Source organism: Helicobacter pylori, from assembly GCF_900120335.1.
GTDB lineage: Bacteria > Campylobacterota > Campylobacteria > Campylobacterales > Helicobacteraceae > Helicobacter > Helicobacter pylori_BU.
The window spans coordinates 378,728-398,591 of sequence record NZ_LT635477.1 but is presented as its reverse complement, the minus strand read 5'-3'; the positions used below and the strand labels follow the sequence as shown (position 1 = coordinate 398,591).

The 19,864-nt window shown below is 38.1% G+C and carries 20 protein-coding genes, 1 tRNA gene and 4 pseudogenes; 18 read left to right on the top strand and 7 right to left on the bottom strand.

Translation table 11 applies throughout. The features are described 5' to 3' along the window. The first annotated feature begins 43 nt into the window (after positions 1-43). The 9 genes and pseudogenes from panB to CS889_RS01955 all read left to right on the top strand — a co-directional run bounded on the left by panB (position 44) and on the right by CS889_RS01955 (position 5,475). A complete protein-coding gene (panB, locus tag CS889_RS01995; protein ID WP_089086683.1) occupies positions 44-856 on the top strand; it encodes a 3-methyl-2-oxobutanoate hydroxymethyltransferase in 813 nt (270 codons plus the stop codon). Beyond that, complete coding sequence (ruvB, locus tag CS889_RS01990; RefSeq protein ID WP_089086682.1) at positions 857-1,867, top strand: Holliday junction branch migration DNA helicase RuvB; 1,011 nt, start codon at positions 857-859, stop codon at positions 1,865-1,867. 67 nt (positions 1,868-1,934) lie between these two features. Further along, the gene (gene tatB, locus CS889_RS01985; RefSeq protein WP_089086681.1) at positions 1,935-2,387 is read left to right on the top strand and encodes a Sec-independent protein translocase protein TatB; all 453 of its coding nucleotides are present in this window, start codon (positions 1,935-1,937) and stop codon (positions 2,385-2,387) included. After that, positions 2,380-3,129 (top strand): twin-arginine translocase subunit TatC, encoded by a 750-nt coding sequence (gene tatC, locus CS889_RS01980; RefSeq protein WP_000461189.1) that lies wholly within the window; start codon positions 2,380-2,382, stop codon positions 3,127-3,129. Before tatB ends, tatC begins: the two co-directional genes overlap by 8 nt. Then, on the top strand, positions 3,130-4,167 hold the full coding sequence (queA, locus tag CS889_RS01975; RefSeq protein ID WP_089086680.1) for a tRNA preQ1(34) S-adenosylmethionine ribosyltransferase-isomerase QueA: 1,038 nt from the start codon (positions 3,130-3,132) through the stop codon (positions 4,165-4,167). After that, entirely contained in the window at positions 4,164-4,700 is a 537-nt protein-coding gene (gene rsmG / locus CS889_RS01970) for a 16S rRNA (guanine(527)-N(7))-methyltransferase RsmG (protein WP_089086679.1), read from the top strand. The genes queA and rsmG overlap by 4 nt, the downstream gene beginning before the upstream one ends. After that, a pseudogene (locus CS889_RS01965) lies at positions 4,694-4,935 on the top strand (PP0621 family protein). Before rsmG ends, CS889_RS01965 begins: the two are co-directional and overlap by 7 nt. 2 nt (positions 4,936-4,937) lie before the next feature. Continuing rightward, positions 4,938-5,345, top strand: coding sequence for a hypothetical protein (locus CS889_RS01960; protein WP_089086677.1), 408 nt, complete (start codon positions 4,938-4,940; stop codon positions 5,343-5,345). A gap of 42 nt (positions 5,346-5,387) precedes the next feature. Then, positions 5,388-5,475: transfer RNA gene (locus CS889_RS01955), tRNA-Ser, on the top strand. 15 nt (positions 5,476-5,490) lie between these two features. On the opposite strand, the gene CS889_RS01950 is transcribed toward CS889_RS01955, so the two are convergent. After that, positions 5,491-6,135: an outer membrane protein gene (locus CS889_RS01950; protein WP_000348862.1), complete on the bottom strand. Its 645-nt coding sequence runs from the start codon at positions 6,133-6,135 to the stop codon at positions 5,491-5,493. A 253-nt stretch (positions 6,136-6,388) separates the two neighbouring features. Between CS889_RS01950 and CS889_RS01945 the strand changes: the two genes are divergently transcribed. The 8 genes from CS889_RS01945 (at position 6,389) to CS889_RS01910 (ending at position 14,126) form a co-directional block, all read left to right on the top strand. Beyond that, complete coding sequence (locus CS889_RS01945; protein ID WP_000772146.1) at positions 6,389-6,763, top strand: chemotaxis response regulator CheY; 375 nt, start codon at positions 6,389-6,391, stop codon at positions 6,761-6,763. 12 nt (positions 6,764-6,775) lie between these two features. Continuing rightward, the gene (gene prmA / locus CS889_RS01940; protein WP_172825148.1) at positions 6,776-7,765 is read left to right on the top strand and encodes a 50S ribosomal protein L11 methyltransferase; all 990 of its coding nucleotides are present in this window, start codon (positions 6,776-6,778) and stop codon (positions 7,763-7,765) included. Between the two features lie 8 nt (positions 7,766-7,773). After that, positions 7,774-9,672, top strand: coding sequence for an ATP-dependent zinc metalloprotease FtsH (ftsH, locus tag CS889_RS01935; RefSeq protein ID WP_000805310.1), 1,899 nt, complete (start codon positions 7,774-7,776; stop codon positions 9,670-9,672). A gap of 2 nt (positions 9,673-9,674) precedes the next feature. Continuing rightward, the gene (locus tag CS889_RS01930; protein ID WP_089086675.1) at positions 9,675-9,935 is read left to right on the top strand and encodes a hypothetical protein; all 261 of its coding nucleotides are present in this window, start codon (positions 9,675-9,677) and stop codon (positions 9,933-9,935) included. Continuing rightward, on the top strand, positions 9,925-10,638 hold the full coding sequence (pssA, locus tag CS889_RS01925; RefSeq protein ID WP_001122212.1) for a CDP-diacylglycerol--serine O-phosphatidyltransferase: 714 nt from the start codon (positions 9,925-9,927) through the stop codon (positions 10,636-10,638). The genes CS889_RS01930 and pssA overlap by 11 nt, the downstream gene beginning before the upstream one ends. Next, entirely contained in the window at positions 10,635-12,860 is a 2,226-nt protein-coding gene (copA, locus tag CS889_RS01920) for a copper-translocating P-type ATPase CopA (protein WP_089086674.1), read from the top strand. The genes pssA and copA overlap by 4 nt, the downstream gene beginning before the upstream one ends. Next, positions 12,861-13,061: a copper-binding metallochaperone CopP gene (gene copP, locus CS889_RS01915; protein ID WP_000869069.1), complete on the top strand. Its 201-nt coding sequence runs from the start codon at positions 12,861-12,863 to the stop codon at positions 13,059-13,061. A 246-nt stretch (positions 13,062-13,307) separates the two neighbouring features. After that, positions 13,308-14,126, top strand: coding sequence for a hypothetical protein (locus CS889_RS01910; protein WP_089086673.1), 819 nt, complete (start codon positions 13,308-13,310; stop codon positions 14,124-14,126). 21 nt (positions 14,127-14,147) lie between these two features. On the opposite strand, the gene csd4 is transcribed toward CS889_RS01910, so the two are convergent. After that, positions 14,148-15,464 (bottom strand): DL-carboxypeptidase Csd4, encoded by a 1,317-nt coding sequence (csd4, locus tag CS889_RS01905; RefSeq protein ID WP_089086672.1) that lies wholly within the window; start codon positions 15,462-15,464, stop codon positions 14,148-14,150. A 135-nt stretch (positions 15,465-15,599) separates the two neighbouring features. On the opposite strand from csd4, the gene CS889_RS01900 reads away from it, so the two are divergent. Then, a complete protein-coding gene (locus CS889_RS01900) occupies positions 15,600-16,115 on the top strand; it encodes a flagellar FLiS export co-chaperone (protein ID WP_089086671.1) in 516 nt (171 codons plus the stop codon). Between the two features lie 3 nt (positions 16,116-16,118). Here CS889_RS01900 and CS889_RS01895 read toward each other — a convergent pair whose 3' ends face one another. The 5 genes and pseudogenes from CS889_RS01895 to CS889_RS01875 form a co-directional block, all read right to left on the bottom strand. After that, positions 16,119-17,114, bottom strand: coding sequence for a HoxN/HupN/NixA family nickel/cobalt transporter (locus CS889_RS01895; protein ID WP_089086670.1), 996 nt, complete (start codon positions 17,112-17,114; stop codon positions 16,119-16,121). Positions 17,115-17,170: 56 nt separating this feature from the next. After that, positions 17,171-17,722 (bottom strand): annotated as a pseudogene (locus CS889_RS01890) (DUF3226 domain-containing protein); the annotation flags it as partial. Between the two features lie 142 nt (positions 17,723-17,864). Beyond that, positions 17,865-17,978, bottom strand: a pseudogene (locus tag CS889_RS08765) (DUF3226 domain-containing protein); the annotation flags it as partial. Between the two features lie 28 nt (positions 17,979-18,006). Then, positions 18,007-19,159 (bottom strand): annotated as a pseudogene (locus tag CS889_RS08410) (AAA family ATPase). A 132-nt stretch (positions 19,160-19,291) separates the two neighbouring features. After that, positions 19,292-19,861, bottom strand: a complete 570-nt coding sequence (locus CS889_RS01875; RefSeq protein WP_089086669.1) for a restriction endonuclease — start codon at positions 19,859-19,861, stop codon at positions 19,292-19,294. Between the last annotated feature and the right edge of the window lie 3 nt (positions 19,862-19,864).

Below are 19,864 nucleotides of genomic sequence, written 5' to 3'. Positions count from 1 at the left end.
AGTCATGCTACAATGCCACTATATTTAACACTTAGGATTTTTAATGAGCATGCAAACCGCCCCAATTAAAAAAATCACCCTTAGTCACCTCCAAGCTAAAAAAAATCAAGAAAAAATCATCGCCATTACCGCTTATGATGCGCTATTCGCTCAAATATTTGATCCGCTAGTGGATGTGATTTTAGTGGGCGATAGTTTGAATATGAGTTTTTTCAATCAAAACGACACTTTAAGCGCGAGTGTGAAAATGATGCTCTATCACACTAAAGCCGTATGCGCGGGCGCTAAGACTCCTTTTATCATCACAGACATGCCTTTTGGAAGCTATAAAGATGAAAAAACAGCCCTAAAAAACGCCATTAGAGTTTATAAAGAAACCCAAGCGAGCGCGATCAAACTAGAGGGGGGGAAAGAAAAAGCGAAACTGGTTAAAACGCTCACTAATGAGGGTATTATTGTGGTAGGGCATATTGGCTTGATGCCCCAATTCGTGCGTCTTGATGGAGGCTATAAGATTAAGGGCAAAAATGAAGAGCAACAAAAAAAGCTTTTAGAAGACGCGTTGAGTTTAGAAGAAGCTGGAGTGGGTTTATTGGTTTTAGAGGGCATAACCACCCCTATCGCTCAAACGATCACGCAAAAAATCAAAATCCCCACGATCGGCATAGGGAGCGGCAAGGATTGCGATGGGCAGATTTTAGTGTGGAGCGATATGTTAGGCTTTTTTGATAGTTTTAAGCCTAAATTCGTGCGAGAATACCTTAAAGGGAAAGAATTGATTCAAAATGCGATTCGACAATACGCTGATGATGTGAAAAAGGGAAACTTCCCTAACGAGTTAGAAAGTTATCATTAAATGAAAGAACGGATAGTCAATTTAGAAACTTTGGATTTTGAAACCTCTCAAGAAGTGAGTTTGCGCCCTAATCTTTGGGAAGATTTTATCGGTCAAGAAAAGATTAAAAGCAACTTGCAAATTTCTATTTGCGCGGCTAAAAAACGCCAAGAGAGTTTGGATCACATGCTCTTTTTTGGCCCGCCCGGTTTGGGTAAAACTTCAATCAGCCATATCATCGCTAAAGAAATGGAAACCAATATCAAAATCACCGCCGCTCCCATGATAGAAAAAAGCGGTGATTTAGCCGCCATTTTGACTAACTTGCAAGCTAAAGACATTCTTTTTATTGATGAAATCCACCGGCTTAGCCCGGCGATTGAAGAGGTTTTATACCCGGCGATGGAAGATTTCAGGCTGGATATTATCATAGGCTCAGGCCCAGCCGCTCAAACCATTAAGATTGATTTACCTCCCTTCACCCTCATTGGCGCTACCACTAGAGCCGGAATGCTCTCTAACCCCTTAAGAGACAGATTTGGCATGAGTTTTAGGATGCAATTTTATAGCCCTAGCGAACTAGCCCTTATCATCAAAAAAGCCGCCGTTAAACTCAACCAGGACATCAAAGAAGAAAGCGCTGATGAAATCGCTAAAAGGAGTAGAGGCACGCCAAGGATCGCTTTAAGGCTTTTAAAAAGGGTGCGCGATTTTGCGCTCGTTAAAAATTCAAGCTTAATGGATTTAAACATCACTTTACATGCCTTGAATGAATTGGGCGTGAATGAATTGGGCTTTGATGAAGCGGATTTGGCGTATTTATCTTTGTTAGCCAACGCTCAAGGAAGGCCGGTGGGTTTGAACACGATTGCGGCGTCTATGAGAGAAGATGAAGGCACGATTGAAGATGTGATTGAGCCTTTTTTGCTCGCTAATGGTTATTTAGAGCGCACGGCTAAAGGCAGAATCGCCACGCCTAAAACCCACGCGCTTTTAAAAATCTCTACTTTAAACCCCCAAACTTTATTTTAATCTTGTTTAGAAAGAAAATTACACTACAATAACGATAAAATTTTAAAGGGTGTGAAAGTAGATCATTATGTTTGGCATGGGCTTTTTTGAAATCCTTGTGGTGTTGATTGTAGCGATTATTTTTTTAGGGCCAGAAAAATTCCCTCAGGCTGTCGTGGATGTGGTGAAATTTTTTCGCGCGGTTAAAAAAACGCTCAATGACGCCAAGGACACTTTAGATAAAGAAATCAATATTGAAGAAATCAAAAAAGAAACCCTAGAGTATCAAAAACTCTTTGAAAATAAAGTGGAGAGTCTTAAAGGCGTTAAGATTGAAGAATTAGAAGACGCTAAAATAACTGCAGAAAATGAGATTAAAAGCATTCAGGATTTGATGCAAGATTACAAACAAAGCCTAGAAAACAACGCACCCCCTAACCACTCCAATAAAGAAATTTCAAGCGATGAACCTCTTAAAGAAGTCCAATCAACAACCGATAACAACGCCAAAGAACACGACAAAGAAAAAGAGCATGTTTGAAGATTTAAAACCGCATTTACAGGAATTAAGAAAGCGTTTGATGGTTTCTGTGGGAACGATTTTAGTGGCGTTTTTGGGGTGTTTTCATTTTTGGAAAAATATTTTTGAATTTGTTAAAAATTCTTATAAAGGCACGCTCATTCAGCTCTCCCCTATTGAAGGGGTCATGGTGGCGGTTAAAATCAGTTTTTCAGCCGCTATCGTCATTTCCATGCCCATTATTTTTTGGCAATTGTGGCTTTTTATCGCTCCAGGGCTTTATAAAAATGAAAAAAAAGTGATTTTGCCTTTTGTGTTTTTTGGGAGCGGCATGTTTTTAATTGGGGCGGCGTTTTCTTATTATGTGGTGTTTCCTTTCATTATTGAATACTTGGCCACTTTTGGGAGCGATGTGTTTGCGGCTAATATTTCTGCGTCCAGTTACGTGAGCTTTTTCACACGCTTGATTTTAGGCTTTGGCGTGGCGTTTGAACTGCCTGTTTTAGCGTATTTTTTAGCCAAAGTGGGCTTGATTACCGATGCGAGCTTGAAAGCGTATTTCAAATACGCTATTGTAGTGATTTTTATTGTAGCAGCCATTATCACTCCCCCTGATGTGGTGAGTCAAATCTTTATGGCGTTACCCTTAGTGGGGCTTTATGGGCTTTCTATTTTAATCGCCAAAATGGTCAATCCGGCTCCTAAAGACGACGAAAGCGATCACGAAAATGACGCCAAAGAGCATACAAAGAGCGAGTCGTAGTTGAAAGAATTTGATTTAGAAAGCTATGATTATCATTTGCCTAAGGAATTGATCGCAAACTACCCCGTTTTGCCCAAAGAAAAGGCTAAATTGCTCGTTTATGAAAGGCGTTCGCAAACAATCACGCACACCACTTTTGAGCATGTTTTAGATTTTTTCCCTAAAAACGCCCTTGTGGTGTTGAACGACACTAAAGTGATGAAAGCCAGGCTTTTTGGATCTAAGCATGCCTTTTTGCCATCAAAAACGACTGAAGTGTTTTTCCACCGCTTTTTTAAAAGCAATACTGCCCTGACTCAAATCAAGGGCAAGATCAAAGCGGGGGATAAGATTTTTTTTGATGCAAATTATTACGCTGAAATTTTGGAATTGCTTCATAACGGCCAGCGCTTGATCGCTTTTTATAACAATCAAACCCCCTTAAATCAAGAAAATATCTTAAAACTTTTAGAGCAATACGGGCATATGCCCTTACCCCCTTATATTAAAAGAGCCGATGAGAGTTTGGATGCGCATGAATACCAGAGCGTGTTCGCTAAACACATTGGCGCGGTGGCTGCCCCTACGGCGTCATTGCATTTTTCTCAAAACGCCTTAGAAAAATTATTGAAAGATTTCAAGCACGCTTTTTTGACCTTGCATGTGGGGGCTGGGACTTTTCTTAGCGTAGAAACTAAGGACATTAGAGAGCATCAAATCCATACAGAAGTTTTGCATATTCCTAAAAAGAGCCAAGAAATTTTGCAAGAATCCCAAGAGATTTTATGCATCGGCACGACCGCTTTAAGGAGTGTGGAATACTTTAAGCGTTTAAAAAACCCTAATCAAGAGGCGTTTGAATGCGATATATTCTTGCATCTTGCTAATCCTATTCAGCATGTCAATTATTTGCTCACTAATTTCCATTTGCCCAAATCAAGCCTTTTAATGCTTGTAAGCGCGATGATAGGCTTAGAAAAAACCAAAGAAATCTACAAAATAGCCATAGAAAAGAAGTATCGTTTTTATTCTTATGGCGATGGGATGCTGATTTTATGAACCCCTTATTGCAAGATTACGCACGCATCCTTTTAGAATGGAATCAAACGCACAACTTGAGCGGTGCGAGGAATTTAAGCGAGTTAGAACCCCAGATCACAGACGCTCTAAAGCCCTTAGAATTTGTCAAAGATTTTAAAAGCTGCTTGGATATTGGGAGCGGGGCGGGACTTCCTGCTATCCCTTTAGCCCTTGAAAAACCTGAAGTGCAATTCATTCTTTTAGAGCCAAGGATAAAAAGAGCGGCTTTTTTAAACTACCTTAAAAGCGTTTTGCCTTTAAAAAACATTGAAATCATTAAAAAGCGTTTAGAAGATTATCAAAATCTTTTACAAGTGGATTTAATCACTTCTAGAGCGGTCGCTAGCTCTTCTTTTTTGATAGAAAAAAGCCAACGATTCCTAAAAGATAAGGGGTATTTTTTATTCTATAAAGGCGAGCAGTTAAAGAATGAAATCGCTTGTAAAACCACTGAATGCTTTATGCATCAAAAGCGCATTTATTTTTACAAATCAAAGGAAAGTTTATGTTAAGAATTTTAATCCCCCTACTCATTATTGTGTGGGTTTTATGGCGTTTGTTTTTGAGGCAAAAACCCCACAAAAACGACCACAGAGACAACCACTCTTACACGCAACAAACCCCAAAGAATTAGAAGATCACATGATTGTATGCTCTAAATGCCAAACCTATGTCTCTAGCAAAGACGCTATTTATAGCGGAGCGGTAGCCTATTGCAGTGAAACCTGTTTGAAGAATAAGAGGTAAACATGCTTATTTTAGGACACCCTTTAATCCCTAGCGATCGTTTTGTTTTCATTAAAAACACCGATGGCATTCATTCCGGCGCCAATAACGATATAGTGTGTTTTGAAGCAAACCCAAAAAATTTGGAATTAGCCCAATACTGCTGTGAAAATGGCGTCCATTTTAGCGTGATCTTTTTATCGCACAAGATAGAGACGGACTTGTTTTTTTTATTCAACGCTTTCAAACCGCTCTATTGTATTTTTAAGGATATTAAGCAAGCCATACTCGCCCAACAACACGCCACTAATTACTTATTAGATAGCAAAATCTTGTTTTCTATGGATTTAAACGATACAGAGTCGTGGGAAATTTGCGCTAAAAATCAAATAGATGGCGTCATTTCTAAAGATTCACTCCTTTTAAAATAAGCCCTTTTTAAACAAATCTTAGTTATAATAAGCCCTTTTTAAGGGGAGATGTCCGAGTGGTTGAAGGAGCACGCCTGGAACGCGTGTAAGGTGCAAGCCTTCGAGGGTTCGAATCCCTCTCTCTCCGCCATTTTAAAAATGCCACTTAAAAATGCCACGAGTGCGAAACAAAAAACAAAAAACTCCTTTCAAACAAGCTGCGCCTTTCAGGCGTTAAAAAGATTTTCATGCCAATTTCCACATCCACCTTATGATACAAAACAATCGTGCGAAACTGCACCCCAAATTTCCCGATAGCCCTAAAATAAGTGTTGTGAAAATTGAAATCTTTCAATGAATCCCAAGTATTCACCACCAAATCTTTGACCTTATTATTGAGTATCCATGTGTTAGCCGCTAGTTGCAAGCCAAAGAAAAAAGCCCAGCGGTTGATAGGGTTTTTAGCGTAAGCGACCATAAAATCCCCTCCCACCCCATAAGTGAACATGTTCGCTTGCAAAGTGGAATCGTTATTGAAAAGCACATTACCATAATCTATAAAGAAATAGTACCTAGAATACGCCCAGTCGTTTTTAGGATTCACTTCATAGCCTTGAAGGATTGAAGCCCCTTGTAAAAGCTTGTTGGTGTTTAAAGGGCGCATAAACACCGTGCCTATTTGATAAGAAGAAGACATGTAACTCAAATTTTCAGCATTTAAAATATTTAAAAAACTCATACTCAGTATTAAAATTCTTAAATAATGCACTTGCTTGTAAAATCCTTGTCTTTCTTTTTTCAAACCATCCAATGACCCTTTATCACGCTCAAAAGTTAGGGGTGTCTTATTATTTTTGAACTATTATGATAGCAAACAAACTGAATTTTTTTACAAATGAGAACGCTCATTGAACGCTCCATTTAGTCAATGATTATTGTCGGTCAAGGTAATTTTAATCAAAACATGCTATTATTTGGAACGATTTATTATTATAAGGCGTTTAGGACGCTTTGGCTGTTTAAAAAGAGCCTAATTTAAATGCAATCTTAAAAGGAGAAGTGCTTTGAAACTACTGGTAGTAGATGATAGCTCAACTATGAGAAGAATTATTAAAAATACACTTTCACGCTTAGGCTATGAAGACGTTTTAGAAGCTGAGCATGGGGTGGAAGCTTGGGAAAAACTAGACGCTAATGCGGACACTAAGGTGCTTATTACGGATTGGAACATGCCTGAAATGAACGGGTTGGATCTCGTTAAAAAGGTGCGTGCAGATAACCGATTTAAAGAAATCCCTATCATTATGATCACCACAGAGGGCGGTAAAGCTGAGGTCATTACGGCTTTAAAAGCGGGCGTGAATAACTACATTGTGAAACCTTTTACCCCCCAAGTTTTGAAAGAAAAATTAGAGGTTGTTTTAGGGACGAACGATTGAGTGTTAGAATCAATGTATTATGAGTTTTTCTTTATCTTCCCTAAGGAGCGAGAGCTTTTTGAGAGCTTTCTTTTAGACACCACACACCTAGCCTTAGAAGAATCAAGCTTAGAAAATTTAAAAGCGTTTGACGATAAAGAAACCATTGAATTTATAAGCCAATCCAGTTGGCGTTATTTCGCCACTCATGACTCCTTAAAGAAAGATTTAAAAGAAAATTTAAAAGAAAAACCCCCGCATCTCAAGAATTTCGTTATTTTACGCTCTGAAAAAAATTTGAGCGATTCGCTTTTTCCGGCGTTAAAAGCGTTTTGTTTGAATTTAAAGCAAAACTTGCAAAGCGAGTTTGATTTTTTCTACCTTTCGCGCAATTTGGCTTCAAAAGACTGGCTAGAAGCCTACAAACAAGCTGTTTTACCGGTGCGATGCGCCAAATTTTACATACACCCTAGCTGGCACCAAAAACCAAGCCATACCGCTATAGACGATTGCATAATGATCGATCCGGCTTTGGCCTTTGGATCAGGCCATCATGAAAGCACTTCTATGTGTTTGGAATTGCTCTCTGATCTTGATTTAAAGCACAAAAACGCTTTAGATGTGGGTTGTGGGAGCGGGATTTTAAGCATCGCCTTAAAAAAACAAGGCGTTAGCGCTTTAGTAGCTTGCGATACGGATAGTTTAGCCGTTGAAGAAACCCTAAAAAATTTTAGCTTAAATCAAATACCCCTATTAGCGCAAGATAAAGTCATTTATGGATCTACGCAAAAAATTGAAGGGCGTTTTGATATCATTGTGGCGAACCTTGTCGCTGATGTGATTAAGAGTTTGTATAGTGAATTTGTGCGGCTTTGTAACCACACTCTTATTTTATCAGGGATTTTAGAAACCCATTTAAACTCTGTTTTACAGATCTATTATAATGGATTTGAGGTTTTAGAGCAACGACAGCGTAACGAATGGGTCGCTCTAAAATTGCTTAAAAAACAATCAATAAATTAAGGATTATAATGAAACCAACGAACGAACCTAAAAAACCTTTTTTTCAAAGTCCCATTGTCCTTGCGGTTCTTGGAGGGATTTTACTCATTTTTTTTCTACGCTCTTTCAATTCTGATGGCAGTTTTTCGGACAATTTCTTAGCTTCTAGCACTAAAAATGTGAGCTACCATGAAATCAAACAGCTCATCAGCAATAATGAAGTGGAAAATGTGAGTATCGGTCAAACTTTGATCAAAGCCAGCCACAAAGAGGGCAACAATCGTGTGATTTATATCGCTAAACGAGTGCCTGATCTAACCTTAGTGCCTTTGTTAGACGAGAAAAAAATCAATTATTCTGGTTTTAGCGAGTCTAACTTTTTTACCGACATGTTAGGGTGGCTCATGCCTATTTTAGTGATTTTAGGGCTATGGATGTTTATGGCAAACCGCATGCAAAAAAATATGGGTGGGGGTATTTTTGGCATGGGGAGTGCGAAAAAACTCATTAACGCTGAAAAACCCAATGTGCGTTTTAATGACATGGCAGGCAATGAAGAAGCCAAAGAAGAGGTGGTAGAAATCGTGGATTTCTTAAAATACCCCGAACGATACGCCAATTTAGGGGCTAAAATCCCTAAAGGCGTGCTGTTAGTAGGGCCTCCAGGAACCGGTAAAACCCTTTTAGCAAAGGCGGTGGCTGGCGAAGCGCATGTGCCGTTTTTCTCTATGGGAGGGAGCAGTTTCATTGAAATGTTTGTGGGCTTAGGGGCAAGCAGGGTTAGGGATCTGTTTGAAACCGCTAAAAAACAAGCCCCTAGCATCATTTTTATTGATGAAATTGATGCCATAGGCAAGAGCAGAGCGGCTGGAGGCATGATAAGTGGGAATGATGAAAGAGAGCAAACCCTAAACCAGCTCTTAGCCGAAATGGATGGTTTTGGGAGCGAAAACGCGCCTGTGATTGTCTTAGCCGCAACGAACCGCCCTGAAATCTTGGATCCGGCTTTAATGCGTCCAGGGCGCTTTGACAGGCAGGTTTTAGTGGATAAGCCTGATTTTAATGGCAGGGTAGAAATCTTAAAAGTGCATATTAAAGGCGTGAAACTCGCTAATGATGTGAATTTGCAAGAAGTCGCCAAACTCACCGCAGGGCTTGCGGGGGCGGATTTAGCGAATATCATCAATGAAGCCGCGCTTTTAGCGGGACGAAACAACCAAAAAGAAGTCAAACAACAGCATTTAAAAGAAGCGGTTGAAAGAGGGATTGCAGGGCTAGAAAAGAAAAGCAGGCGTATCAGTCCTAAAGAAAAGAAAATCGTCGCCTACCACGAAAGCGGGCATGCCGTGATTTCTGAAATGACTAAAGGGAGCGCTAGGGTGAATAAAGTCTCTATCATTCCAAGGGGCATGGCGGCTTTAGGCTACACCCTTAACACGCCTGAAGAAAACAAATACTTGATGCAAAAGCATGAACTCATCGCTGAAATTGATGTGCTTTTAGGCGGGAGGGCGGCTGAAGAAGTCTTTTTGGAAGAAATTTCTACCGGTGCGAGCAACGATTTAGAAAGAGCGACTGATATTATTAAAGGCATGGTGAGTTACTACGGCATGAGCAGTGTCAGCGGGCTTATGGTGTTAGAAAAGCAACGGAACGCCTTTTTAGGAGGCGGTTATGGGAGCAGTAGGGAATTTAGCGAAAAAACCGCAGAAGAAATGGATCTTTTCATTAAAAACCTGCTAGAAGAACGCTATCAGCATGTCAAACAAACCTTAAGCGACTACAGAGAGGCGATTGAAATCATGGTCAAAGAATTGTTTGACAAAGAAGTCATTACAGGCGAAAGGGTGCGTGAAATCATCAGCGAATACGAAGTCGCCAACAATTTAGAAAGCCGTTTGATCCCTTTAGAAGAGCAAGCGAGTTAAAAGTGCGATCTTGCAAACAGATTTTTGATAAGGGTTTAAAGCCCTATTATAAACATTCTGTTTGCTTAAAGCCTTTTTTTAGGTTTTGTTTTCTCAAAATTCATGCTTTTAAACAGCGTTATAGAGCGTTTGCTTTAACGCCTCTTTCTTATATGTTTTTTAACGCTTGTAAAATTTTTGTTCCCATAATTGATTTTAAAATCGTTTTTATTCCTACTCTAAAACACCAAGCCAAGTTAAAAAGAATCTCTAATGCCTATTAACCCTCTCTATCTTTTCCCCAATCTTTTCACCGCTAGCAGTATTTTTTTAGGCATGATGAGTATTTTTTACGCTTCCAGTTATCAATTTGTCATGGCGTGTTGGTTAGTGGTAGCGAGCCTTATTTTAGACGGGCTTGATGGGCGTGTCGCAAGGCTTACCAATACCACTAGCAAATTTGGTATTGAATTTGACTCTTTAGCTGATGTGGTCGCTTTTGGAGTCGCCCCAAGCCTTATCACTTACTTTTATGTGGGGTATAATTTTGGGCGTATAGGCATGGCGGTGAGCGCGTTGTTTGTGATTTTTGGAGCGATACGATTAGCGCGATTCAATATCAGCACCAACACAAGCGATCCCTATTCTTTCATCGGTATCCCCATTCCTGCGGCGGCGGTATTGGTGGTGCTTTGCGTGTTATTAGATAATAAATACCATTTTTTAGAAGGCAATACGGAAAAGTTATTTTTAGGCTTTATTGTCTTATTAGGGGTGCTTATGGTGAGCAATATCCGCTACCCTAATTTTAAAAAAGTCAAGTGGAATCTCAAGCTTTTCATCTTAGTGTTGATTTTTTTATCGTTAGTGTTTGTGCGCCCTTTAGAGGCTTTGAGCGTGTTTATGGGGCTGTATTTGATTTATGGCATCATTCGGTGGATCTTTTTAATGGTAAAAATTATTTTTAATAAAAATAAAAGCGCATGAAAGAATCTTTTTACATAGAGGGAATGACTTGCACGGCGTGTTCTAGTGGGATTGAACGCTCTTTGGGGCGTAAAAGTTTTGTGAAAAAAATAGAAGTGAGCCTTTTAAATAAGAGCGCTAACATTGAATTTAACGAAAACGAAACCAATTTAGACGAGATTTTTAAACTCATTGAAAAATTGGGCTATAGCCCTAAAAAAACCCTCACAAAAGAAAAAAAAGAATTTTTTAGCCCTAATGTTAAATTAGCGTTGGCGGTTATTTTCACGCTTTTTGTGGTGTATCTTTCTATGGGGGCGATGCTCAGTCCTAGCCTTTTACCTGAACGCTTGCTTACGATTAACAACCATAGTAATTTTTTAAACGCTTGCTTACAGCTTATAGGCACGCTCATTGTCATGCATTGGGGGAGGGATTTTTACATTCAAGGGTTTAAAGCCTTATGGCACAGACAGCCTAACATGAGTAGCCTTATCGCCATAGGCACAAGCGCCGCTTTAATCTCAAGCCTGTGGCAATTGTATTTCGTTTATACGAATCAGTGGTCTTATGGGCATTATTATTTTGAAAGCGTGTGCGTGATTTTAATGTTTGTGATGGTGGGCAAACGCATTGAAAACGTTTCTAAAGATAAAGCTTTAGACGCCATGCAAGCCTTGATGAAAAACGCCCCAAAAACCGCCCTTAAAATGCAAAATAACCAACAGATTGAGGTTTTAGTGGATAGCATTGTGGTGGGGGATATTCTAAAAGTCCTCCCTGGAAGCGCGATTGCGGTGGATGGCGAAATCATAGAGGGCGAAGGGGAATTAGATGAGAGCATGTTAAGCGGCGAAGCGTTGCCGGTTTATAAAAAAGTCGGCGATAAAGTCTTTTCAGGGACGCTCAATAGCAACACGAGTTTTTTAATGAAAGCCACTCAAGATAACAAAAACAGCACTTTGTCTCAAATTATAGAAATGATCCATAACGCCCAAAGCTCAAAGGCAGAGATTTCTCGCTTAGCGGATAAGGTTTCAAGCGTGTTTGTGCCAAGCGTGATCGCTATCGCTATTTTAGCGTTTGTGGTGTGGCTCATCATCGCGCCTAAGCCTGATTTTTGGTGGAATTTTGGCACCGCTTTAGAAGTGTTTGTATCGGTTTTAGTGATTTCTTGCCCTTGCGCTTTAGGATTGGCTACGCCTATGAGTATTTTAGTGGCGAACCAAAAAGCGAGTTCTTTAGGCTTATTTTTTAAAGACGCTAAAAGTTTAGAAAAAGCAAGGCTAGTTAATACGATTGTTTTTGATAAAACCGGCACGCTCACTAACGGCAAGCCTGTCGTTAAAAGCGTCCATTCTAACATAGAATTATTAGAGCTATTGAGTTTGGCGAGCAGCATTGAAAAGAGCAGCGAACATGTCATTGCTAAAGGGATTGTAGAATACGCCAAAGAGCATGACGCCCCCTTAAAAGAAATAAGCGAAGTTAAAGTGAAAACGGGCTTTGGCATTAGCGCTAAAGTAGATTATCAAGGCGCTAAAGAAATCATCAAAGTGGGTAACAGCGAATTTTTTAACCCTATTAACACGCTAGAAATTCAAGAAAACGGGATTTTAGTGTTTGTGGGTAGAGCGATTAATGAAAAAGAAGACGAGCTTTTAGGGGCGTTTGTTTTAGAAGATTTGCCCAAAAAAGGCGTGAAAGAGCATGTCGCTCAAATCAAAAATTTAGGCATTAACACTTTTCTTTTGAGTGGGGACAATAGGGAAAATGTCAAAAAATGCGCGCTTGAATTAGGGATAGATGGTTATATCAGCAACGCTAAACCACAAGACAAGCTCAACAAGATTAAAGAGCTTAAGGAAAAAGGGCAGATCGTTATGATGGTGGGCGATGGCTTGAATGACGCCCCTAGCCTTGCTATGAGCGATGTGGCGGTGGTGATGGCTAAAGGGAGCGATGTGAGCGTGCAAGCGGCGGATATTGTGAGCTTTAATAACGACATCAAATCGGTTTATAGCGCGATTAAATTGAGCCAGGCGACCATTAAAAATATCAAAGAAAATTTGTTTTGGGCTTTTTGTTATAATAGCGTGTTTATCCCTTTAGCTTGTGGGGTTCTTTATAAGGCTAATATCATGTTAAGCCCAGCGATTGCGGGTTTAGCGATGAGCTTAAGCTCTGTGAGTGTGGTCTTAAACTCCCAAAGGCTAAGGAATTTTAAAATTAAGGATCATTGAATGAAAGTAACTTTTCAAGTGCCAAGCATTACTTGTAACCATTGCGTGGATAAAATTGAAAAATTTGTGGGCGAAATTGAAGGCGTGAGCTTTATTGATGCGAGCGTGGAAAAAAAGAGCGTGGTTGTAGAATTTGACGCTCCAGCGACACAGGATTTGATTAAGGAAGCTTTATTAGATGCAGGGCAAGAAGTGGTGTGATATAGAAGTGGTGTGATATAGAAGTGGTGTGATATAGAAGTGGTGTGATATAGAGTTAGCGGATTAATGTTAAAAGTGGTTTAGTATAAAAATAATCCAAATACCACAACATGCAAAAGGGTTGTTGTCTTTTAATGCGTGGGTTTGTTTGGGTGTTTTTGCAACCGCTAGAAAAAGGGAGGAGTTTTAGGTAATAACACTCGTAATCTAAAATCAAAAAGAAGCTATCAAATACAAAGGATAAGCATGGGTATCAAAGAAAAAGAAATTGAGCTTGAAACCTTAAAACGAGAAATTGCGCAAGCGGAAGCGAGTTTGGAGCAGGATTTCATTAAGCGCATGGTGGATAAGACCAACGAGAAAGTGGAAGATCTGTTTTTTGGGAATAAGCCCGAGTTTTACCGGTTTGTTTTCACGGAGCAAAACAATTATTTGAGAGAAAAGCTAACGGACAAAGTGAGTAAAGCCATGGATTTGAGCGATGAAATCCAAAGAGACAAAACAGAAAACGAATCTTTAGAAAATGGCGCGAAATTCAAAAAGAGGTTTGTGTTTGAATTGCAAAATGATTTAATATTTTTGAGAACAACAAGGAATACCTATAGCGCTAAAACCGAGCATGAAAATTTTCAAGAAAGATTGTTAGCGGCTAAAGATACTTTTAGATTGATCAAAGCAAATGATTTTAAAACTAAAATTTACCCCTATCAAATCATCCTACGCTTAAAAACAAAACACATCATTGTTTTTAGATGGTTGAAAAAAGAAATCATCAAACGCTTTGTTAAAAAAGATCTTTTCACCGAGACCCTATCCATAAAAATAATGGATAAAAAAGGGCGAAAATACGCCTTAATCGCAAACTATAACCATGCAAGCGATATTATTGAGCTAATGCTTGATGATAAAACCTACACCACCACCCTCTACTATCAAAAACCGCTTTTTGACCTGATTAAAAATTCTAATTTTAATTTGACAATCAAAGACAACACACTAGAAATAAATCAAGCTAAAAACGCCTATTCGTTTAAAGCGAAAAATACCAAAACCCTTGAATATTAAAAGGCAATGAATTTACCATTCCTACACAAATTTCACTAAGATCATCCCGCTAAACGCGTTGTTTTTGTAAAATTCTATGCGATAGATCCTTTCTTGCTTGTCCAGTGAAAAGTGTTTTTGAAAATCTTTAAGCCTAATCGTATAGCCCGTTTCATTAGGCTTACTTTCATTAGAAACGCTAAAACCAATCACATTCGCGCGGATATTATCCATAGCATGGATATAAAAACTCTCCTTCACTTCAACCACGCTCCCTATCTTAACCATTTGATCCTTATTGTCAATTTGCATTTTCACTTCTTCTAAAGAATGATCAAACTCTATGTAAAAGGGCGACAATCGTGTCATGAGCTTGTTGCCGTATTTTAAAAACACTTCTTGTTTGTTTTTGACTAGCCCTACAATGTAAGCGTTGCTCTCTATGGGGATTTGTGGGATTTTAGTGTTATTAGGTAAAGGGAAATGATTGAGTTTAGGGCGTAAGTTAAAAAGGGGCATTTTAGGCAGAGAGCTGATTTTTGCCCACAAGCTTTTATCGTTGATTAGGGCATGCACGCTGTTAGGGTTAAGCTCAAAATCGCGCTTAAAAGGGATATTGAGCTGATTGAGTAAGCCCTCAATGGCTTGCAAATGGTAAAACACTCTTGACTCTAGTGGGAGTTCTTTGCTGGCTTCATTGGCAAAAGCGCTCTTTTTTTGGTTGATCGCATAAAAAGTTAGGGCTTTTTGCATTTCTGTATCGCCTTGCGCGGTGTACGTGTTTTTTAAATGGTATTTTTCAATGGGGTGCAATAAATGGGCGTTAATATTCTCAATCGTATTGTTAGCAAAAGCAAGCAAATTAGGGAATTTCGCCCCCTTAACCTCATCTTGATCAATGATAAAGCAATTCCCCCAGCGTTTAGGATTGAGCATCGCATCAATATAAACAGGGCGATAATACCCACCGCCATCATGCAAATGCAAGACAGCATCCACGCTAGGCTTTGCAATCAAGGATTTGATTTCTTGGATAGTGGGGTATTCAGGGTCATTCTTGTCTAAAGCGGCAAATTTGCGGTTCATATCCCCATACAAGCCCCTATGATTTCTTAACATGGAAGGCTTATTCAATACGGGAACCACTTCCACCAAGCCTTTTAAAACGCTATAGTGCATTAAAAACAAATTAGTCGCATTAAACCCTCCAGGCTCATCGCCTTGAATCCCTGCTAAAAGCAACAAATGGGGGGCTTTGTCTTTATCCTCTACATTTTTAGGGGCTTTTTCTATCGTTTCTATCGCATGCAAAAACACCCAAGAATACAAGCCCCACACTAAAAGCCATATTTTTTTCATCCAATCTCTCTACTCTTTGAAACTAAAAGATCGCTAATTATACCTAAAAACCTTTTTAAGGGTGTTTTTTAAAGTTTCTATGAAAAAGGAACGAAAAATGCTTGTGGATGATCAATTCTATTTAAAAGGTTTTTTATGGATATTTTAAAAACTCTTCAAAAGCATTTGGGCGATGTTGAAACAAGCGATTTTAAAACCAATGCGATAGAAAAATCCCAACAAATCGCTAAATTCAGTAGGGACATGAAAAATATAAACGAGAGCGTTGGGGCGTTGCAAGTCTTGCAAATCGCTTGTAAAAAACTCCTGAATAAGAGCATGGGTTTGGAAGATAAAGACGCTTTGCAAGCTTCTATCATTAAACAAGAATTGCGAGAAATTGTAGAAAATTGCCAGTTTTTAGCCTCCCCTTTGTTTGACACTCAGCTCAACATTGCCATTAACGATGAGGTTTTTTCCATGATTGTGGATAATCCTTTGAATTTATTGGAAAATGTAAGCGGGTTTCAAGCTTATTTGGAAGAAAAATTAAACGAAATTAAGGAATTATTAGGTTATTTGAGCGAAAGCCTTTCAAATCCTAAAGCCTTTACGCCAAGTTTTTCAAATAAAAACCTTAAAGATTTGTTGAGCGATAACTTGAGGGCTTAAAATCTAGCTCTCTAATTTAGAAAATTTGATTTTCCATAAAAAGAATGAGCCTAAAAACGCTATTACGAATAAGCCCACCAAGTAATAGCCCAAGTCTGTAAATTCCAAGCTTTGTAAGGCGCTTAAAAGGCGGTTTTCAAATTTTAAATGGAGTTTCTCGCTAACGACTTGAAAAAGCTCAATCAACCCGATAAAAAGCGCGATAAACACGCTCAAGGCGGTGATGGAGATATTGTAGTAGATTTTTCTTAAAGGGGTTTTGAACGCCCAATCATACGCCTTGAGCATGAACGCCCCATCTAAAGTGTCAAACAAACTCATGCCAGCGGCAAAAAGAATGGGTAAAGAAAGCATGCCCACCACACTCACTTTAATCGCGCTGCTAGAGAGAGCCAAAAGCGCGATTTCACTAGCGGTATCAAAACCTAGCCCAAAAAGAAAACCCACAGGATAAATGTGCCACGACTTGGAAACGAAATTAAACAAGGGTTTAAAAAAGCGGTTGAGTAAGCCCCTACTCGTTAAGAGCCGTTCGATCTCTTCGTTTTGTTGCCGGCTCAAGCTTTCATTAGAATGCGATTTTTTGAAGATTTTTAATAGATCTATTAAAATAATCGCATTCAATAGCCCTATAATGAGCAAGAAAAGCCCAGAAACTAAAGTCCCCACTACCCCCCCTATTTCTTCTAGCATCGGTGTATGCTCTTTAGCCCAAGCGATCGCAAACGCGCTGATGATGGTCATTAAAATCACCACGCTTGAATGCCCCATAGAAAAGTAAAACCCCACACCATAGGCGTTTTTGCCTTGTTGGGTGAGCTTTCTAATGGTGTTGTCTATGCAAGCGATGTGATCCGCATCAAACGCATGCTTTGCCCCTAGCATGTAAGCCATAGACGCCGCCGCATAAAACGAAGCGTTATTAGCCATAAAGAGCAACGCCAAACCCAATACATGCAAGAACACAATCGCTAAAAAATAAGGAAACCACAATTTCACCGCGCACCTTTTGTAAAAATAATATTTTTTGAGTGATTGTAATATATTTTGTTAAATTAGAAAAGATTTGTTTTTTGTTTATTTTCTGCAAATTGCCCTAAAAAATTTTTAAGGGGAATGAGAGATTTTGAGTTAAAATCAATCACTTCTTTTAGTTTTTCATATTCTTCTTTGTGTTTTTCCTTTATTTTACCTTCATCATCAATAACAATGTTTTCTTCATTCTTCTTGTTATTTGTATCCCACTTGTATTGGAAAAATTTTTGTAGTTCAAACACTTCTAAATAGGCATACAGCATATTTTTTCTTATGTTTGTAATCGGTTTATAATGTTCTTTACTTTTAATACATTCTAAGTATCCTTCAAAGCATTTAAGAAATTCATCGTGTTTAGCAATTTCTAATAATAGGGCTTCTAAATCGCCATCATCTTGATTGTTAGGGAATAAAAAGATTTGTTCTTCTGAAATAGTTTGTTTCGTTTTTGATACGACTGTTAAAATCTCTTTTTTATTACTCTTATAGTTATCCGCATCAAAAATGATAAGTGTTTTATCGTATTTTTCAATTTCAAGCAATCGTTTAGATAGGTTATCTTTTCCTTTTATATATAGTTTGTTTCGTTTTTGATACGACTGTTAAAATCTCTTTTTTATTACTCTTATAGTTATCCGCATCAAAAATGATAAGTGTTTTATCGTATTTTTCAATTTCAAGCAATCGTTTAGATAGGTTATCTTTTCCTTTTATATTTTGCACCTTAAAATTTTTGATTGGAAGATCTTCTAGAAAATACAGATAAACTTCTAAAAACACCTTATCGCTTGGACCTTCTACAAAAATCAGTATTTCTTTATCTGCCATTGAATGATCCTAATTTTAGCATGATGCTTTAGCCAAAAAGATTCTCTTCATTTTCAAAATAATATTCTAAATTTTCTCCATAATAAGGCTCTGCAACGATTGAACCATTGTATTGTTCTAAGCAAAACAACTTAGTTTGATGCACAAAATCCTTTTCTCTAATAACTTGATCTAAAATTTCTATAAATTCTTGGTTGTGGGTAGTCATAAACACTTGCAAATTACCATCTTTATTATTATTGATAAAATCAATAATATTTTTTAACAATAATCTCATGCGAGAAAAGTGTAAGCCATTCTCCACTTCATCAATATAAATCGTTTTTGCGTTATCAGCCATAAAAGCACTTACAATATACAAATATTTAATCAAACCATCACCAAATACAGATAATGGGATTTTTTCTTTGATATTTTTCACTTTTAATTTGAGTTGGTTGTTGGCACTAAATCTGATGGCTTGAATACTTTTATCAAATTGATTAAGCCTTTCATTTAATTCTTTTTCTAATTGGTTTTCATCAAGAATCTTACGCATTGCTTGAATGATATTAGGATCCATAATTATGGATAGCATTAGGGTTCATAATATCTCGCTTTCGTGCAACATCGCTAGGCGTTATGATAGCAGTGCTTTCAAAGGGTAGAAGTTCTTGCAATTGACTGGGTTCAAAATTCTTAAATTGCCTGTTGTAGCCTGACTGATTAGGAATTGGTGGGAAATTAGGAATTTTAGTAATATTTAAATGATCGTTATAGATTTCTTTATTGTTTTTCTTAAGAGTGAAATTAAGCCGAGAGAATTCTTGAGCATGCTCTACTGTGGGTATTATTTGCGACTCTATTACCTTTTGTTTTTCATTGGCTATGAATTTTATTTGTAAGTCTAAGGTTTGATTGTTGTCTAAAGTTGTAACAATTTGTATTTTTTTCTCAGTGTCTAAACCATAAAACATCAAGTTTTTTGATTCTGTTGTTAAAGGCTCTTTGCGTATATTGTCATAAATTTCTAATACATTAGTGCATGGGTGCATGGATTTACCTACCAAATAATACAATGCTTCTAACAAATTGGATTTGCCCGCATTGTTTTGGCCGGTGATAATATTAAGTTTGGTAAAACCATCAATTTGAGTGTTCCTAAAATTCTTAAAATTTTTAATGCGAACAGACTGAATCATTGAACCCCTTTATCCAAACAAAAATTGATGCTAAATTTTCATATTATAGTGCATGCGATTACGACAAAATTTAATAGGAAATAAATAAGAAATCATAAAAATAAAAGCATTATATAAATTATCCTATTTGGATTAGTTTTTCCCACCCAAAAATTTGACCCATTCGTCTCTATCAATCAAAATCACTTCATTAGCTTGAGCCAGTTTTTGAGCGGCTTGCGTGAAGTAGCTATTGGTGATCACGCAGGCTTTTTCGCAAGCGTAGTAAGCTTTAGAAGAGACCACCTCTTGAATGGCTTTGGGCGAAACTTTATGCGAGTAGCGTTTGGCTTGAACCGCCCATTTGACGCCATCTTTTTCTATAATCAAATCCGCTCCATAATCGCCGCTTTTTTGAGTGATTGTGACTGCAAAACCCTTGGAAGTGAAAAAGATTTTGGAATATTCTTCAAATTCAAAGCCGTTCATGGCGTCTATTTTTTGCAAAATGCGTTTGAGTTGGCGCTTCTTATACGAAGAAATAACGCCTTGAAATAACACTAATATTGAAAAAACGCCAAGAAGCGCTAACAATTTTAAAAGCAAATCATTAGCTGAAGTAGCTAATTTCAATTCTAAAGCTTTTTCCAATACAACATGCCAAATTAAATAAATCCCTACCGAAAACAAAACAACAAAAATGAAAAATAAAATCTTTTTCATGCC

What these genes read in the sequence shown, in the direction of transcription:
- panB (WP_089086683.1), top strand. Translation starts at nt 44, where the DNA reads ATGAGCATGCAAACCGCCCCAATTAAAAAAATCACCCTTAGTCACCTC.
- ruvB (WP_089086682.1), top strand. Translation starts at nt 857, where the DNA reads ATGAAAGAACGGATAGTCAATTTAGAAACTTTGGATTTTGAAACCTCT.
- tatB (WP_089086681.1), top strand. Translation starts at nt 1,935, where the DNA reads ATGTTTGGCATGGGCTTTTTTGAAATCCTTGTGGTGTTGATTGTAGCG.
- tatC (WP_000461189.1), top strand. Translation starts at nt 2,380, where the DNA reads ATGTTTGAAGATTTAAAACCGCATTTACAGGAATTAAGAAAGCGTTTG.
- rsmG (WP_089086679.1), top strand. Translation starts at nt 4,164, where the DNA reads ATGAACCCCTTATTGCAAGATTACGCACGCATCCTTTTAGAATGGAAT.
- CS889_RS01960 (WP_089086677.1), top strand. Translation starts at nt 4,938, where the DNA reads ATGCTTATTTTAGGACACCCTTTAATCCCTAGCGATCGTTTTGTTTTC.
- prmA (WP_172825148.1), top strand. Translation starts at nt 6,776, where the DNA reads ATGTATTATGAGTTTTTCTTTATCTTCCCTAAGGAGCGAGAGCTTTTT.
- ftsH (WP_000805310.1), top strand. Translation starts at nt 7,774, where the DNA reads ATGAAACCAACGAACGAACCTAAAAAACCTTTTTTTCAAAGTCCCATT.
- pssA (WP_001122212.1), top strand. Translation starts at nt 9,925, where the DNA reads ATGCCTATTAACCCTCTCTATCTTTTCCCCAATCTTTTCACCGCTAGC.
- copA (WP_089086674.1), top strand. Translation starts at nt 10,635, where the DNA reads ATGAAAGAATCTTTTTACATAGAGGGAATGACTTGCACGGCGTGTTCT.
- copP (WP_000869069.1), top strand. Translation starts at nt 12,861, where the DNA reads ATGAAAGTAACTTTTCAAGTGCCAAGCATTACTTGTAACCATTGCGTG.
- CS889_RS01910 (WP_089086673.1), top strand. Translation starts at nt 13,308, where the DNA reads ATGGGTATCAAAGAAAAAGAAATTGAGCTTGAAACCTTAAAACGAGAA.
- csd4 (WP_089086672.1), bottom strand. Translation starts at nt 15,464, where the DNA reads ATGAAAAAAATATGGCTTTTAGTGTGGGGCTTGTATTCTTGGGTGTTT.
- CS889_RS01900 (WP_089086671.1), top strand. Translation starts at nt 15,600, where the DNA reads ATGGATATTTTAAAAACTCTTCAAAAGCATTTGGGCGATGTTGAAACA.
- CS889_RS01875 (WP_089086669.1), bottom strand. Translation starts at nt 19,861, where the DNA reads ATGAAAAAGATTTTATTTTTCATTTTTGTTGTTTTGTTTTCGGTAGGG.